The sequence below is a fragment of the Aquitalea aquatica genome (assembly GCF_013911085.1).
GTDB classification, from domain to species: domain Bacteria; phylum Pseudomonadota; class Gammaproteobacteria; order Burkholderiales; family Chromobacteriaceae; genus Aquitalea; species Aquitalea aquatica.
On the sequence record NZ_JACERN010000046.1, the window covers coordinates 107,931 to 123,818 of the forward strand.

At 58.4% G+C, this 15,888-nt stretch carries 13 protein-coding genes; 8 read left to right on the plus strand and 5 right to left on the minus strand.

Going from position 1 to position 15,888, the window contains the following annotated elements:
• Positions 1-71: 71 nt before the first annotated feature.
• From H2Z84_RS20105 to H2Z84_RS20120, 4 genes are all read right to left on the minus strand, one after another.
• Positions 72-869, minus strand: coding sequence for an enoyl-CoA hydratase/isomerase family protein (locus H2Z84_RS20105; RefSeq protein WP_181837564.1), 798 nt, complete (start codon positions 867-869; stop codon positions 72-74).
• 9 nt (positions 870-878) lie between these two features.
• A complete protein-coding gene (locus H2Z84_RS20110) occupies positions 879-2,477 on the minus strand; it encodes a carboxyl transferase domain-containing protein (protein WP_181837565.1) in 1,599 nt (532 codons plus the stop codon).
• A gap of 146 nt (positions 2,478-2,623) precedes the next feature.
• Positions 2,624-3,793: an isovaleryl-CoA dehydrogenase gene (locus H2Z84_RS20115; protein ID WP_181837566.1), complete on the minus strand. Its 1,170-nt coding sequence runs from the start codon at positions 3,791-3,793 to the stop codon at positions 2,624-2,626.
• Positions 3,794-3,933: 140 nt separating this feature from the next.
• Complete coding sequence (locus H2Z84_RS20120) at positions 3,934-4,338, minus strand: MerR family transcriptional regulator (protein ID WP_103522908.1); 405 nt, start codon at positions 4,336-4,338, stop codon at positions 3,934-3,936.
• 192 nt (positions 4,339-4,530) lie between these two features.
• Here H2Z84_RS20120 and H2Z84_RS20125 point away from each other — a divergent pair, with 192 nt between their 5' ends.
• The gene (locus tag H2Z84_RS20125) at positions 4,531-6,219 is read left to right on the plus strand and encodes an AMP-binding protein (RefSeq protein ID WP_181837567.1); all 1,689 of its coding nucleotides are present in this window, start codon (positions 4,531-4,533) and stop codon (positions 6,217-6,219) included.
• A gap of 97 nt (positions 6,220-6,316) precedes the next feature.
• On the plus strand, positions 6,317-6,994 hold the full coding sequence (locus H2Z84_RS20130) for a YecA/YgfB family protein (RefSeq protein WP_181837568.1): 678 nt from the start codon (positions 6,317-6,319) through the stop codon (positions 6,992-6,994).
• Between the two features lie 263 nt (positions 6,995-7,257).
• Here the strand turns inward: H2Z84_RS20130 and H2Z84_RS20135 are convergent, their stop codons facing one another.
• Positions 7,258-9,042: an acyl-CoA dehydrogenase C-terminal domain-containing protein gene (locus H2Z84_RS20135; protein ID WP_181837569.1), complete on the minus strand. Its 1,785-nt coding sequence runs from the start codon at positions 9,040-9,042 to the stop codon at positions 7,258-7,260.
• A 184-nt stretch (positions 9,043-9,226) separates the two neighbouring features.
• Here H2Z84_RS20135 and H2Z84_RS20140 point away from each other — a divergent pair, with 184 nt between their 5' ends.
• The 6 genes from H2Z84_RS20140 to H2Z84_RS20165 all read left to right on the plus strand — a co-directional run bounded on the left by H2Z84_RS20140 (position 9,227) and on the right by H2Z84_RS20165 (position 15,884).
• Positions 9,227-9,775 (plus strand): DUF2062 domain-containing protein, encoded by a 549-nt coding sequence (locus H2Z84_RS20140; RefSeq protein WP_181837570.1) that lies wholly within the window; start codon positions 9,227-9,229, stop codon positions 9,773-9,775.
• Positions 9,762-10,319: an NUDIX domain-containing protein gene (locus H2Z84_RS20145; RefSeq protein ID WP_181837571.1), complete on the plus strand. Its 558-nt coding sequence runs from the start codon at positions 9,762-9,764 to the stop codon at positions 10,317-10,319. Before H2Z84_RS20140 ends, H2Z84_RS20145 begins: the two co-directional genes overlap by 14 nt.
• Positions 10,306-10,623, plus strand: coding sequence for a PilZ domain-containing protein (locus H2Z84_RS20150; RefSeq protein WP_233578255.1), 318 nt, complete (start codon positions 10,306-10,308; stop codon positions 10,621-10,623). Before H2Z84_RS20145 ends, H2Z84_RS20150 begins: the two co-directional genes overlap by 14 nt.
• Positions 10,624-10,971: 348 nt before the next feature.
• Positions 10,972-12,900, plus strand: coding sequence for a PrkA family serine protein kinase (locus H2Z84_RS20155; RefSeq protein ID WP_103522915.1), 1,929 nt, complete (start codon positions 10,972-10,974; stop codon positions 12,898-12,900).
• Positions 12,901-13,062: 162 nt separating this feature from the next.
• Positions 13,063-14,337 carry a YeaH/YhbH family protein gene (locus H2Z84_RS20160; RefSeq protein ID WP_059287232.1) on the plus strand — a complete coding sequence of 425 codons (1,275 nt, stop codon included), beginning with the start codon at positions 13,063-13,065 and terminating at the stop codon, positions 14,335-14,337.
• A 32-nt stretch (positions 14,338-14,369) separates the two neighbouring features.
• Complete coding sequence (locus tag H2Z84_RS20165) at positions 14,370-15,884, plus strand: SpoVR family protein (RefSeq protein WP_103522916.1); 1,515 nt, start codon at positions 14,370-14,372, stop codon at positions 15,882-15,884.
• Positions 15,885-15,888 lie beyond the last annotated feature (4 nt).

Consider the following 15,888-nt stretch of genomic DNA (forward strand, 5'->3'; position numbering starts at 1 on the left):
CAGCTGCGCAGCCTTGCGGCTGCTGGTCGCCTCTATTCGCAATAAGTATTTTCTTGAACATGGCAGCGTCCTTATTGTTCTTGTTGCCAGGCGGGCGGGCGTTTGTCGAAGAAGGCAGCCAGGCCTTCGCGAGCTTCCTGCCCGCTGCGAGTGCTGGCAATACGGCTGGCGGTGTCGGCCAGCAGGTCGTCATCCCACGGCGAGCCTTCATGCAGTTCGGCCAGCAGGTCTTTGGCGGCTCCCAGTGCACGTGGTGCGCCTTTGGCCAGTTCGCTGGCGATGTCGGCGATGCGCTGGTCCAGCATGTCAGCAGCGACAACTTCATGCACCAGCCCGATACGGGCGGCGGTGGCGGCGTCAATGCGCTCGGCCGACAGGAAGTAGCGCCGTGCCTGCCGCCAGCCGATGGCATCGGCCACATAGGGGCCGATGGTGGCGGGAATCAGCCCCAGTCGCACTTCGGTCAGGCCGAAGCGGGCGGCTTCGGTGGCAATGGCAATGTCGCACACGGTGGCCAGGCCGGTGCCACCGGCAATGGCCGGGCCGTGAATGCGGGCGATCACTGGCTTATGGCTGCGGTAGATGGTCTTGAGCATGGCGGCCAGCCGTTGGGCATCTGCCAGGTTTTCCGCTTCGCTGTAGCCGGCGGCGCGGCGCATCCAGTCCAGATCGGCCCCGGCGGAAAAGCTTTTGCCGTGACCTGCCAGCACGATGACGCGCACGTTGTCGTCCAGCTGCAGGGCCTTGAAGGCGGCGGTCAGCTCGGCAATCAGCGTTTCGTTCAGCGCATTGTGCAGTTCCGGGCGGTTCATCCACACAGTGGCGGTGCTGCCGTTATGATGGATATCGAGAGTCTGATACTGGCTCATGGCGCTTCCTTACATGCGGAACACGCCAAAGCGTGTTTTTTCAATGGGCGCGGACAGGGCCGCTTCCAGCGCCAGGCTCAGTACATCGCGGGTCTGCGCCGGGTCGATGATGCCATCATCCCACAGTCGTGCGCTGGCGTAATAAGGGTGGCCCTGGCGTTCGTATTGTTCGCGTACCGGGGCTTTCAGCGCTTCTTCCTGCTCAGCGGTAAAGCCCTCGCCCAGTTGTTCTTTCTTGACCTGGGCCAGTACCCCGGCAGCCTGTTCGCCACCCATCACCGAGATACGGCTGTTCGGCCACATCCACAGCATGCGCGGGCTGTAAGCGCGGCCACACATGCCGTAGTTACCTGCCCCAAAGCTGCCACCAATCAGCACGGTGAACTTGGGCACGCTGGCGCAAGCCACGGCGGTAACCAGCTTGGCGCCATCCTTGGCGATGCCACCGTTTTCGTACTTTTTGCCTACCATGAAGCCGGTGATGTTTTGCAGGAAGATCAGCGGAATGCCGCGCTGGCAGCACAGTTCGACAAAGTGTGCTCCCTTGAGGGCTGATTCGGAAAACAGGATGCCGTTATTGGCGATGATGCCGACGCGCCAGCCATTGAGCCGGGCAAAGCCGGTGACCAGCGTGCTGCCGTAGTTCTGCTTGAATTCGTCAAAGTCCGAATCGTCCACCAGCCGGGCGATGATTTCGCGCACGTCGAAGGGCTTTTTCGGGTCGGCCGGAATCACGCCATAGATTTCCTCGGCGGCGTGGCGCGGTGGTTTTGCTTCGACGCGGTCCAGCACGCCCTGTTTGTGCCAGTTGAGGTCGGCCACGATGCGGCGGGCAATGCCCAGTGCATGGGCGTCGTTCTGCGCCAGGTGGTCGGCCACGCCGGAAATACGGGTGTGTACATCGCCGCCGCCCAGTTCTTCTGCCGTCACGACTTCACCGGTGGCGGCCTTCACCAGCGGCGGGCCGCCCAGGAAGATGGTGCCTTGCTCTTTGACGATGATGGTTTCATCCGACATGGCCGGCACATAGGCACCGCCTGCGGTGCAGCTGCCCATCACCACGGCGATTTGCGGAATGCCGGCGGCGGATAATTGGGCCTGGTTGTAGAAGATGCGGCCAAAGTGCTCCTTGTCGGGAAATACTTCGTCTTGCAGCGGCAAAAATGCCCCGCCGGAATCCACCAGATAGACACAGGGCAGGCGGTTTTCTTTGGCGATCTCCTGGGCACGCAGGTGCTTTTTCACCGTCATCGGGTAATAGGTGCCGCCCTTGACCGTGGCATCGTTGGCGATGATCAGGCAGTCCACGCCGGCAATGCGGCCGATGCCGCTGATCAGGCTCGCTCCTGGGGCATCATCGTTATACATGCCGTGGGCGGCCAGTTGGGACAGCTCCAGAAAGGGCGCGCCCGGGTCCAGCAGCAGGTTGATGCGCTCACGCGGCAGCAGCTTGCCACGGGCTACATGCTTGGCGCGCGGGCCTTCGCCGCCGCCCAGTGCTGCCGTGGCGACCTTCTGTTTCAAGTCATCCACCAGCGCGCGCATTTTGTCGGTATTGGCAAGGAAGTCTGGCGCGCGCGGGGAGAGTTTGGATTCGATGATTGGCATGATTTTAGGGAGTGGGGAGTAGGGAGTAGCAGGTGACGGGTGGGGAACTCCCCACTCCCGACTCTCTACTCCTGGTGTTAGTGGTCAGTAGGGTGTGGGGGAGTGAACGGTTTTACTCCCGGCTCCCCACTCTCTACTCCCGGTGTTCAGCGTGTTTCAGCCATCAGTTCACGACCAATCAGCCAGCGGCGGATTTCACTGGTGCCCGCGCCGATTTCATACAGCTTGGCATCGCGCAGCAGGCGGCCGGTAGCATACTCATTGATATAGCCGTTGCCGCCCAGGCACTGGATGGCGTCCAGTGCCATCTGGGTAGCGTTTTCGGCGGCATACAGGATGGCTCCTGCGGCATCCTTGCGTGTCTGGCGGCCGCTCTCGCCACGGTCCAGTGCCTGGCCGACGGCATAGACATAAGCACGGCTGGCGGACAGCTTGACGTACATGTCGGCCAGCTTGCCCTGCATCAGCTGGAAGTCGCCAATGGCTTGGCCAAACTGCTTACGGTCGTTCAGATAGGGGACGACGATATCCATGCAGGCCTGCATGATGCCCAGTGGGCCAGCCGCCAGTACGGCGCGTTCGTAGTCCAGCCCGCTCATCAGCACCTTCACCCCATTGCCTTCGCCGCCCAGCACGTTTTCGGCCGGGATTTCACAGTTGTCGAAGAACAGCGGGTAAGTGTTGGAGCCGCGCATGCCCAGCTTGTCCAGCTTGCTGCCATGTGAGAAACCGGCAAAGCCCTTTTCTACGATAAAAGCCGTGATGCCCTTGGCGCCGGCGTTGACGTCAGTCTTGGCATACACCACCAGCGTGTCAGCATCGCCACCGTTGGTGATCCACATCTTGCTGCCGTTCAGCACGTAGCGGTCACCTTTTTTGTCGGCGCGCAGCTTCATGCTGACCACATCGGAACCAGCATTGGGTTCGGACATGGCCAGCGCGCCCACGTGCTCGCCGGAAATCAGCTTGGGCAGGTAGCGGGCTTTTTGTTCGGCCGTGCCGTTTTTCTGGATCTGGTTCACGCACAGATTGGAGTGCGCACCGTAGGACAGCGCCACCGAGGCCGACGCCCGGCTGAGTTCTTCCATCACCATCATGTGGGCCAGATAGCCCATATTGGCACCGCCGTATTCCTCTTCGGCAGTGATGCCCAGCAAGCCCATCTCGCCAAATTTGCGCCACAGATCGGCCGGGAACAGGTTGTCCTGATCGATTTGCGCGGCACGCGGGGCGATTTCGGCGTCGGCAAAATCCTTCACGCTCTGGCGCAACATGTCGTAGGTGTCGCCGTGGTCAAAACGCAGGCTGCTGTACATGGTGTTTCTCCTCGGGTGCTGGTCTTGGCGGCAAGGCCTGACAGGCTATTGTGAAGGTGATGTTAATGATTTGAATATTGAATTACGCTTACGTTAACGTCAATACGAAATGGTAAAAAAACCTGCCACAGGGCAGGTGTTCAGGCCGGGGTATCAGACTTGGTAGTCATCTGGTCGATCACGCCACGGCAGTGCTGCTCCAAAGCGTCGATTTCCGCCAATACCACATCGATATCGCGGCGTTGCTCTTCCAACTGCTCGCGCCGTGCCACCAGCAAATGCAGCAGCTTGAGCGACTGGCTGGCTTCGTCGCGCGCCAGATCGTACAGGTCGATGATTTCGCGAATTTCCGACAAGGACAGGCCAATGCGCTTGCCGCGCAGGATCAGCCGCAGGCGGGCACGGTCGCGGCGGGTGAACACGCGCTGGCGGCCATCACGCTTGGGTTCGATCAGGCCTTGTTCCTCGTAGAAGCGGATGGTACGCAGGGTGACATCAAAATCACGTGCCAGATCTGAAATGGTGAAGAGTTCTGCTTCTGTCATGGTGTCTGCTTTCAGTATTTGTACGGATTGTAGCGTTTTTCCCACGGCTTCTCATCCTGAATGGCACATTACGTTTACGTAATAGTCAACTTGTGGGATTAATGCAAAAAAGACCTCTGCACCAGGAGGCCACGCGGCCGAACAGGGAAGCGGCTCCACCGGATAAAAGACCACAACAAGGAGACAGTAGCAATGAAGCACGCCAGCTATGTGCACGGTGCCAGCCCGCAAGTGCTGATCGGGCAAACGATAGGCCAGTTGTTTGATGCGGCCTGCCAGCAATATGCCAGCCAGGAAGCACTGGTCGTGCGCCACCAGGGCATACGCTGGAGCTATGCCGAATTGCGTCAGCAGGTGGATAGTCTGGCTTGCAGCCTGATTCGCCTTGGCCTTGCGCCGGGAGACCGCATCGGCATCTGGTCGCAGAATAATGCTGAATGGGTGCTGACCCAGTTCGCCACGGCCAAGGCTGGGCTGGTGCTGGTGAATATCAATCCGGCTTACCGTCGTTCCGAACTGGAATACGCCCTCAACAAAGTGGGCTGTCGCGCTGTGATTGCCTCGCCCAGTTTCAAGAGCAGCAACTACATCGAAATACTGCAGGATCTGCTACCAGAACTGGCCGTATGCCAGCCAGGCCAGCTCAAGGCTGCGCGCATGCCACCGCTGGAGTGGGTCATCCGCATGGGGCAGCAGGCAACGCCCGGCATGCTGGGATTTGCCGATTTGTTGGCCGCACCGACGCCGCAGGAGCTGGCTGCCTTGCAGCAGCTAGGCCAGACCCTGCAATTCGACGATGCCATCAATATCCAGTTTACCTCCGGCACCACCGGTAGCCCCAAGGGGGCCACGCTGTCGCATCACAACATCCTCAACAACGCCTATTTCACCGGCGAAGCCATGCGCTTTGGCGCGAACGACCGGCTGTGTATCCCGGTGCCGCTTTATCACTGTTTCGGCATGGTGCTGGGCACGCTCACCTGCCTGACGCACGGTGCCTGCATGGTATTTCCGGCAGAGAGTTTCGATGTGCTCAGCGTACTGCATACCGTACAGGAAGAGCGCTGTACCGCCCTGCATGGTGTGCCCACCATGTTTATCAGCCTGCTCGATCATCCGCAGTTTGCCGAATTCGACCTGTCCAGCCTGCGTACCGGGGTGATGGCTGGCAGTCCCTGTCCGATTGAGGTGATGAAGCGGGTGACCACCCTGATGCATATGGAGCAGGTAACCATAGGCTACGGCATGACTGAAACCAGCCCGCTCAGCTTCCAGAGCCGCGCCGACACGCCGCTGGACAAGCGCGTGTCCACCGTGGGGCTGGTGCATCCGCATGTGGAGGTGAAGATTGTCGATAACGATGGCCGTATCGTGGCGCATGGCGAAACCGGCGAACTGTTGACCCGTGGCTATTCGGTGATGCTGGGGTATTGGGATGATCCGGCCAGAACTGCCGATTCCATCGACAAATCCGGCTGGATGCACAGCGGCGATCTGGCTGTGATGGACGGGCAGGGCTATGTCAACATCGTCGGCCGGGTGAAGGACATGGTGATACGTGGTGGCGAAAACATCTACCCGCGTGAAGTGGAAGAGTTTTTCTATCGCCACCCGAAGATTCAAGAGGTACAAGTCATCGGCGTGCCGGACGACCGCTTTGGCGAAGAACTATGTGCCTGGATCAAGCTGCGCGATGGAGAAACGGCTAGTGTGGACGACATGCGTGCCTTCTGTCAGGGGCAGATTGCCCATTACAAGATTCCGCGTTACATCGAGTTTGTCGACAGCTTTCCCATGACCATTACCGGCAAGATCCAGAAGTTTGTCATGCGCCAGCAGATGAAGGAAAAGCTGGGGCTGAGCGATGCCCGTACTGCCTGATGGGGGGTGGATCAAGCCTTGTGCGAAATGGCCCCGACGTGCCGGGGCTTTTTTCGATACAATGCGGCCAATTCATTCTGACCGCTAGGAGCGCACCATGACTGATATCGTATTCAATGACGCCGATCTGGCCCGGCTGGAACAGTTGCTGACGCCCCTGTCGATCAGTGGCAGTACCATGCGGCCCGACGAAGCCCAGGGTTTCTTCGCCGCATTGGCCAGCGGCCCGGATGCCCCGGAGCGCGCGATGTGGCTGGCCGAGGTGCTGGGTGATGCTCCTGCCTTTGACAAGCCAGAAGCAAAGGTCGAACTGGAAAACCTGCTGCAAAAGCTGTTCGACGTTACCGCGCATGTCCTGGCCGATGGCCGTGAGCTGGACCTCATCCTCTACGCCGACGATGACAGTGATAGCGACGATGACGAAGCCGACTACTGGCCGTGGTGCAATGCCTATCTGTATGCGCTGGATGTGGTCGACACCGACTGGTTCGAAGTGGCCGACGATGAAGGTTTCGAAGACCTGCTGATGCCGATTCTGGTACTGGGCGGCATGTTCGAGGAAGAAGAAGGCGAAGATCTGGTCACCTTTACCGACGAGGAAAAGGACGACTGCAAGGAACAGCTGCCGCAAGCACTGATCGCAGTCTTCAACTACTGGCGTGCCAAGGCTCAGGCACCGGAAACCGTGCGCCGTGAAGGCGACAAGGTTGGCCGCAACGACCCCTGCCCATGCGGCAGCGGCAAGAAATACAAAGCTTGCTGCGGTAGCAATTAAGCCTGTTTGTTTCAAGTACAAAACCCGCATCAGTGACTGATGCGGGTTTTTTGTCTTGATAACACCGCATGCAAAAAGCATGGCAGGTCGGAATGGTTTTGATTAGAATGAAAAACGAGAGTACGAGCTCTCTTTTTTTCATTCCTTTATTCATAAGCCCGGCATGCCGGGCTTTTTTTTGTCTGGATTTTTCCTGGTCATGGTATCGGCAGCCAATAAAAAAACGGCCCCGCAGGGCCGTATCAGTGGAGTCGAACAAGCAATCAGAAGGCGAAGTGTTCCTCATCCAGCGCCATCAGCGGCGCGGCACCGCCCTTGATGCGGGCGAGCAGGGTGTGCACTTCCGGGAAGAGCTTGGCCATGTAGAAGCGGCCGGTGGCAATCTTGGCCTGGTAGAAGGCATCATCACCCTGGCCCAGGCTGGCGTGCGCCACTTCTGCCATACGTGCCCACAACCAGGCATAGCTCAGGTGGCCGATCAGGCGCAGATAGTCGGTGGCGGCTGCACCGGCTTCGTCCTTGTTCTGCAGGCTGGCCATGCCAATGCCCATGGTCACCTCCCCTACGTCCTTCATCAGTTTGGCCAATGGCGCGATGTATTCGGCCAGCTTGTCATTGCCTTCGTTGGCCTGGCAGAACTGGTGAATCTGCTTGGTGAACTTGCGCAGCTTCTGGCCCTGATCCAGCAATACCTTGCGGCCCAGCAAGTCGATGGCCTGGATGCCGTTGGTGCCTTCGTAAATTTGCGAAATACGGCAGTCGCGTACCAGTTGCTCCATGCCCCATTCACGAATGAAACCGTGGCCACCGAACACTTGCATACCCATATTGGCGGCCTCATAGCCATTGTCGGTCATGAAGGCCTTGGCCACCGGAGTGAGCAGGGCGACCAGATCAGCCGCATCCTGGCGGGCAGCTGCATCCGGATGCTTGTCCTCAATGTCCAGCTGCAGTGCAAGCAGGGCTGTCAGTGCGCGGCCGGCTTCGGTATAGGCTTTCTGGGTCAGCAGCATGCGGCGCACGTCCGGATGCACGATGATGGGGTCGGCTGCCTTGTCCGGACATTTGGCTCCGGTGAGGGCGCGCATTTGTAAACGCTCGCGTGCATAGGCCAGCGCACCCTGGAACGATGCTTCGCCAATGCCCAGGCCCTGCATGCCACAGCCCAGGCGGGCAGCATTCATCATGGTGAACATGCAGGACAGGCCCTTGTTGGCTTCGCCAATCAGATAGCCTTTGGCACCATCCAGATTGATCACTGCCGTGGCATTGGCCTTGATACCCATCTTGTGTTCCAGGCTGCCGCAGGCTACCGGGTTGCGGCTGCCGTCGGCATGGTATTTCGGCACGATGAACAGCGAAATCCCCTTCACATCCTTGGGTGCATCCGGCAGGCGGGCCAGCACCAGGTGGATGATGTTGTCGGACATGTCGTGTTCGCCGGCCGAGATGAAAATCTTGGTGCCGGTAATGCTGTAGCTGCCATCGCCATTGGGTTCGGCACGGGTTTTCAGCAGACCCAGATCGGTGCCGCAGTGCGGTTCGGTCAGACACATGGTGCCGGTCCAGCTACCATCCACCAGGCGTGGCAGGTAAGTGGCCTTCTGCTCGGGGGTACCGTGGGCGTGGATGGCCGCATAAGCGCCATGCGACAGGCCGGGATACATCGACCAGGCCACATTGGACGAGCACTGCATTTCCATGACCGGGAAAGCCAGTGATTTGGGCATGCCCTGGCCACCGTAAGTGGGGTCACAGTCCAGTGCCGGAAAACCCAGCTCGCAATATTGTTTGTAGGCTTCCTTGAAGCCCGGCGGGGTGGTGACTGCCTTGGTGCTGGGGTCGAACTGGCAGCCTTCTTCGTCGGCCTGGCGGTTCAGCGGGGCCAGTTCGCTCTCGCAAAACTGGGCGGCGGCTTCCAGGTAGGAAGTGAAGATGTCCTGGGTGGCTTCCTCGTAGCCGGGCAGGGCGGGGATGATGTCCTGTACCTTGATCAGTTCGTTGAGCACAAAGTCAAAGTCACGCAGCGGGGCTTTGTATGCGGGCATGGGGTCTCTCCTGTTGGTTGCGCTGCCCGGGTTTTCCGGGTCGAATAGCCTGTGGTAGCGGTGCGTTTTTATTAATCCGCTTAATTCAAACGCTTGTTTAAATTATTCCGTGGCGTTTGACAACTTCTTTTGTCGGCCGGTTCATGTCTGTGTGGCTTTACGACAACGGGGAGCAACACCTGCGATGCGAAAATTCCTGCGCCGTGCCAGTGACTATCGACACCAGTTGTTACATCGTCCTGGGCTTGGCTGGCTGGGAAACTGGCTGGATCAGCCTGCCTGCTGGAGCCTGAACCGGCGCAAGGTGGCACGGGGGGTCGCACTGGGTTTGTGTACCGGCTTGCTGCCCGGCCCGCCCAAGCGTCTGTCTGCTCTGGTTCTGGGCCTGTTGCTTAGGGTTAATGTGCCGGCCGCCTTGCTGGCCACGCTGTACAGCAATCCCTTAACCATCCTGCCGATTTATTTTCTGGCGTATTCCTGTGGACTGCTGTTACTGGGCGACCCGGCTGCAGGTACAATGAGCCAGCCTCCGGCATGGGAAGAGCAGAGCGGGTGGCAATGGGCAGGGCAAATGCTGGACTGGCTGCTGGCACTGGGATGGCCCTTGTTGCTGGGCTTGCTGGTGCTGGGACTGCTCCTGTCGATCTTGGGCTATGTGGCGGTCATGCTGAGCTGGCGCTGTGCCGTGGCTCGAAACTGGAAGAACAGAAAGGCAGCACGTGGATCTTGTTGAAAAGAAACTGCAGTCGGAGCTGGTGTATGAGGGTGGCTTTCTCAAGGTACACAAGGACAAGGTATTGCTGCCGGATGAGTCTCATGCCAGCCGTGAGTACATTCTGCATCCCGGTGCCGTAGCGATACTGGCGTTGACGCCGGATCGGCAACTGGTGCTGGAGCGGCAATACCGCTATCCCGCCGGACGGGTGTTTCTGGAAATTCCTGCTGGCAAGATCGACCCCAACGAAGCCCCGGAGCAGACGGCCCGCCGCGAGCTGCTGGAAGAAACCGGCTACCAGGCTGCCAGCTGGCGCTATCTGGGCACGGCCTATCCCTGCATCGGTTATTCCAACGAGCAGATCAGCTACTACCTGGCCGAAGCGCTGCAAGCTGGTGAACGGCAACTGGATGAAGGCGAATTTCTCGAAGTGCTGACCCTGCCGCTGGAGCAGGTGATGCAAATGGCGCTGTCCGGTGAAATCTGCGACAGCAAGTCCATCGTCGGCCTGCACTGGCTGGCTGCCTATCTGGATGGGAGACTGCCTGGTGCCGCCGTTTGACCCCTATCATGAACGCCGTGGTGCGCGCCGCTTGCAGATGGGGTGCAAGGCCCGCATCCGCTCGCTGCACACAGGCGAAACCCACTATGGCGAATGTGTCGACCTGTCGGTAGACGGCATGGCCTTTCGTTCATCTTACGTCCCGCAGCATGGCGAACGCTTGTCGGTCATTGTGCTGGCACCTTCGCTGGGCGGTTTGCCGGGCAAGCCACTGGAAGCGGAGGTGGAAGTGCGCCGCTGCAATGAAGTCAAGCGCGGGCAGGTGTATGAAATCGGCACGCGCATTATCGAACGTAAAAGCTGAAACATCTGCTTGCAAATTGATACATTTTTCTTCCAGCTTGCTCTGGTGAGCTGATGTCTTTCTATGTGTATGATTTAAAAGCTTTATTTTATTAAAATGCCAGTGGCGAATTTGACTCCTTAGTTTTTTCTTTGGTCATATCAAGATATTTCTCAATAAAATTCAGCTACTTATCCGGCTAATGTGCCGAAAGTCCTGATTGCCTCGCTTTTATTCTTGCTCTCCAGCGCATGTGCTATACCCAGAAAAAGAGAACCTGAAAACCAGTCAGTACTCTAAATTTTGCTAGGGGAATGCGGGTGCACCATGCACGCCGTGCGCGCCCCTGCAATCAGCCAGGAGAGAGCCATGCACCCGGACATCTTGAGCCACTACGCCTCCCGCTACGACAAGACGCGTGAAGAGGAATACACCATTCAGGAGTATCTGGAGATCTGCAAACGAGATCCAGCTGCTTATGCCACGGCTTCCGAGCGCATGCTGGCAGCCATTGGCGAACCCGAGTTGGTGGATACCCGCCACGACCAGCGTCTGTCGCGCATCTTTTCCAACAAGGTCATCAAGGTCTATCCCGCCTTCCGCGAGTTCTACGGCACCGAGGAGGTGATCGAGCAGGTGGTGGCCTATTTCCGCCATGCTGCCCAGGGGCTGGAAGAGAAGAAACAGATTCTCTACCTGCTGGGGCCGGTGGGCGGTGGCAAATCGTCGATTGCCGAAAAGCTGAAAGAGCTGATGGAGCAGGTGCCCTTCTATTGCCTGAAAGGCAGCCCGCTGAACGAGTCGCCGCTTGGCTTGTTCAATGTGGAAGAGGACGGCGCCATTCTGGAAGAAGAATTCGGTATTCCGCGCCGCTATCTCAAAACCATCCCCAGCCCGTGGGCGGTGAAGCGGCTGCATGAGTTCAACGGCGACATCGGCCAGTTCAAGGTGGTAAAACGCTACCCGTCCGTGCTGCGGCAGATTGCCGTGGCCAAGACCGAGCCGGGTGACGAGAACAACCAGGACATTTCCTCGCTGGTGGGCAAGGTGGACATCCGCAAACTGGAAAAGTATGCCCAGGACGACCCGGATGCCTACAGCTACTCCGGCGGCCTCTGCCTGGCCAACCAGGGCCTGCTGGAATTTGTGGAAATGTTCAAGGCACCCATCAAGGTACTGCACCCCTTGCTGACGGCCACCCAGGAAAGCAATTTCAAGGGTACCGAAGGTTTTGGTGCGATTCCCTTCGATGGCATCGTGCTGGCCCACTCCAATGAATCGGAGTGGAAGCAGTTCCGCAACAACAAGAACAACGAGGCCTTCCTCGACCGTATCTACATCGTCAAGGTGCCGTACTGCCTGCGGGTGACCGAAGAGATCAAGATCTACGACAAGCTGATCCGCAACTCGTCCCTGGGCAATGCACCCTGCGCACCGGGAACGCTGAAGATGATGGCGCAGTTTGCCATTCTGTCGCGGCTGAAAGAAACCGAAAACTCCAGCCTCTTCAGCAAGATGCAGGTGTACGACGGTGATAACTTGAAAGACACCGATCCCAAGGCCAAGTCGCTGCAGGAATACCGCGACTATGCCGGGGTGGACGAAGGCATGAACGGTCTGTCGACCCGCTTTGCCTACAAGATCCTGTCCAAGGTGTTCAACTTTGATAATCAGGAAGTGGCAGCCAATCCGGTGCATCTGCTCTATGTGCTGGAACAGCAAGTTGAGCGTGAGCAGTTCCCGGCCGAGCAGGAGCAGAAATATCTGACCTTCCTGAAAGAGTATCTGGCTCCCAAGTATGTCGAGTTCATCGGCAAGGAGATTCAGACGGCTTATCTGGAAAGCTACTCTGAGTATGGCCAGAACATTTTCGACCGCTATGTCACCTTCGCCGACTACTGGATTCAGGACCAGGAATACCGCGATCAGGACACCGGCGAAATCTTCGACCGTACCTCGCTCAATGGCGAGCTGGAAAAGATCGAAAAACCGGCGGGGATTTCCAATCCCAAGGACTTCCGCAACGAAATCGTCAACTTCGTGCTGCGCGCCCGGGCCAATAATGGTGGCAAGAACCCGACCTGGACCAGCTATGAAAAGTTGCGCACGGTAATCGAGAAGAAGATGTTCTCCAATACCGAAGAGCTGCTGCCGGTGATTTCCTTCAATGCCAAGGCCAGCGTGGAAGATGCCAAGAAGCACGAAGACTTCGTTAACCGCATGGTGGAAAAGGGCTACACCGCCAAGCAGGTTCGTCTGTTGTGCGAATGGTATCTGCGGGTACGCAAGTCCTCCTGAGCAAGCGCCGGCAGGCGGGTTTCTGCCCGCCGGACCGGCACCGATTCTGGCCCGGACTGTCCAAACAGGGTGGTCCGGCTTGGCCGGGTCGCATGCCGCGACCGTAGCAAAGGCTGGCGCCCGCAGACCAGCCGGGCCGCAGGAGACAACAGCGAGGTTGCCATGTCCCACATCATAGACAGACGCCTGAACGGCAAGAACAAGTCCGCGGTTAACCGCGAGCGTTTCTTGCGCCGTTTCAAGGCGCAGATCAAGGAAGCCGTTTCGCGTGCGGTGAAGGGGCGCAGTATCACCGATATCGAGAGCGGCGAGAAGGTCTCCATTCCGGTCAAGGATATTTCCGAGCCGGTATTTCATCATGGCCAAGGCGGGGTGCGTGAGCAGGTGCATCCGGGCAATGAGGAATTCATTCGGGGGGATCGCATTCAACGCCCGCAAGGTGGCGGGGGCGGTGGTGGTGGCGGCAAGGCCAGCCAGGATGGCGAGGGTGAGGACGACTTCGTGTTCGAGTTGTCGCGCGAAGAATTCCTCAATGTGTTCTTCGACGACTTGGCCCTGCCCAATCTGATCAAGACCCAGCTCATGGGCGTGGAAGAGCTCAAGCAGGTACGTGCCGGCTATACCAATGATGGCACGCCGGCCAATATCAGCATCGTCCGCTCCTTGCGCGGTGCACTGGCGCGGCGGGTGGCCATGGCTGCGCCGACCCTGGCCAGCCTGGGCGAGGCCGAGGAAGATCTGGACCAGTTGCTGGAGTCGGATGAGGAAAGCGCGCTGGAAGTGCGCGACCAGCGCAAGCGCATCCACCTGCTGCGCGAAAAGCTGGCCAGCATCCCCTTCATCGACCCCTTCGATCTGCGCTACAACAACCGCATCAAGCAGCCCAAGCCCACCAGCCAGGCGGTGATGTTCTGCATCATGGATGTGTCCGGTTCGATGGATGAGCAGAAAAAGGACATGGCCAAGCGCTTCTTCATCCTGCTTTACCTGTTCTTGCAGCGGAACTACGACAAGATCGAAGTGGTGTTCATCCGCCATCACACCAGTGCGGTGGAAGTGAATGAAGAAGACTTCTTCCATTCGCGTGAAAGCGGCGGGACGGTGGTGTCCTCGGCGCTCAACCTGATGGCGGACATCGTCAAGAAGCGCTACAGCGGCAGCGAGTGGAATATCTATGCCGCCCAGGCTTCGGATGGCGACAACTGGGACAGCGATTCGGCCAATTGCGGCCGCATCATGGACGAACAACTGCTGCCCTATTGCCAGTATTTCGCCTACATCGAAATCACCGAAGGCGAACCGCAAAACCTCTGGTACGAGTACCTCAAGGTCAAGGAACGTCAGCGGCATTTCGCCATGCAGAAAATCCGCTCGGCCTCCGATATTTATCCGGTCTTCCGGGAGCTGTTCAAACGCCAGCCAGCCACGCGCGCCTGAGTGCCAGGGCCGGCCGCCAAGGGGAATGCAGCATGACACCCATTTCCACCGGGTCCGAATGGACCTTCGACCTGATCGAAGAATACGACCGCGCAATCCGCAAGATCGCCGTGGATGAATTCCAGCTGGATGTCTATCCCAACCAGCTGGAAGTGATTACCGCCGAACAAATGATGGATGCCTATTCTTCGGTCGGCATGCCGGTTAACTACCATCACTGGAGCTTCGGCAAGCACTTCGTTGCCACCGAAAAAAGCTACAAGCGTGGCCAGATGGGGCTGGCCTACGAAATCGTCATCAACTCCAGCCCCTGCATTGCCTACCTGATGGAAGAAAACTCCATGACCATGCAGGCGCTGGTGATTGCCCATGCCGCCTATGGTCACAACAGTTTCTTCAAGGGCAATTACCTGTTCCGCGCCTGGACCGACGCCTCGGCCATTGTCGACTATCTGGTATTTGCCAAGTCCTACATCAGCAAATGCGAGGAGCGCTATGGCATCGACGAAGTGGAAATGCTGCTGGACTCCTGCCATGCGCTGATGAACTACGGCGTGGACCGCTACAAGCGGCCGCAGAAGCTGTCGTTGGCCAAGGAGCAGGCACGGCAGGAGGAGCGCGAGCAATATCTGCAAATGCAGGTCAACGACCTGTGGCGCACCATTCCCAAGCGCGACAAGGACGATGCCAACCGCGAACCAGCGCGCTTTCCGGCCGAACCGCAGGAAAACCTGCTGTACTTCATCGAAAAATCCGCGCCACTGCTGGAGCCGTGGCAGCGCGAGCTGGTGCGCATCGTGCGCAAGGTGGCGCAGTATTTCTACCCGCAACGCCAAACCCAGGTGATGAACGAAGGTTGGGCCACTTTCTGGCACTACACTATTCTCAACCGGCTGTACGACAAGGGACTGGTGACCGATGGCTTCATGATGGAGTTTTTGCAGAGCCACACCAATGTGGTGTACCAGCCACCGGTGACGGCGCGCTGGTATAACGGCATCAACCCCTATGCCCTGGGCTTTTCCATGTACCAGGACATCAAGCGCATCTGCGAAGCCCCCACGGACGAGGACAAGGCCTGGTTTCCCGATCTGGCCGGTACCGACTGGCGCAGCTCGCTGGAATTCGCCATGAAGAATTTCAAGGACGAAAGCTTTATTTCACAATACCTGTCGCCCAAGCTGATTCGCGATTTTCGCATGTTCTCCATTCGCGACGACGACCATGAAGACAAGCTGGAAGTGTCGGCCATCCACGATGAAATGGGTTATCGCGATATCCGCAGCAAACTGGCCGAGCAATACAATCTGGGCTCACGCGAACCGAACATCCAGGTGTGGTCGGTGAATGTGCGTGGCGACCGCAGCCTGACGCTGCGCCATACCATGCACAATCGCCGCCCGCTGGACGAGGGCAGTGCGCAGGAAGTGCTCAAGCATGTGGGCCGCTTGTGGGGTTTTGATGTGCGGCTGGAAAGTGCCGATAGCGATGGCAGCATCACCCAGCGTTTCGAAGTGAAGTCCAATCTGGAATTACAGCGGCTGTAGCGGA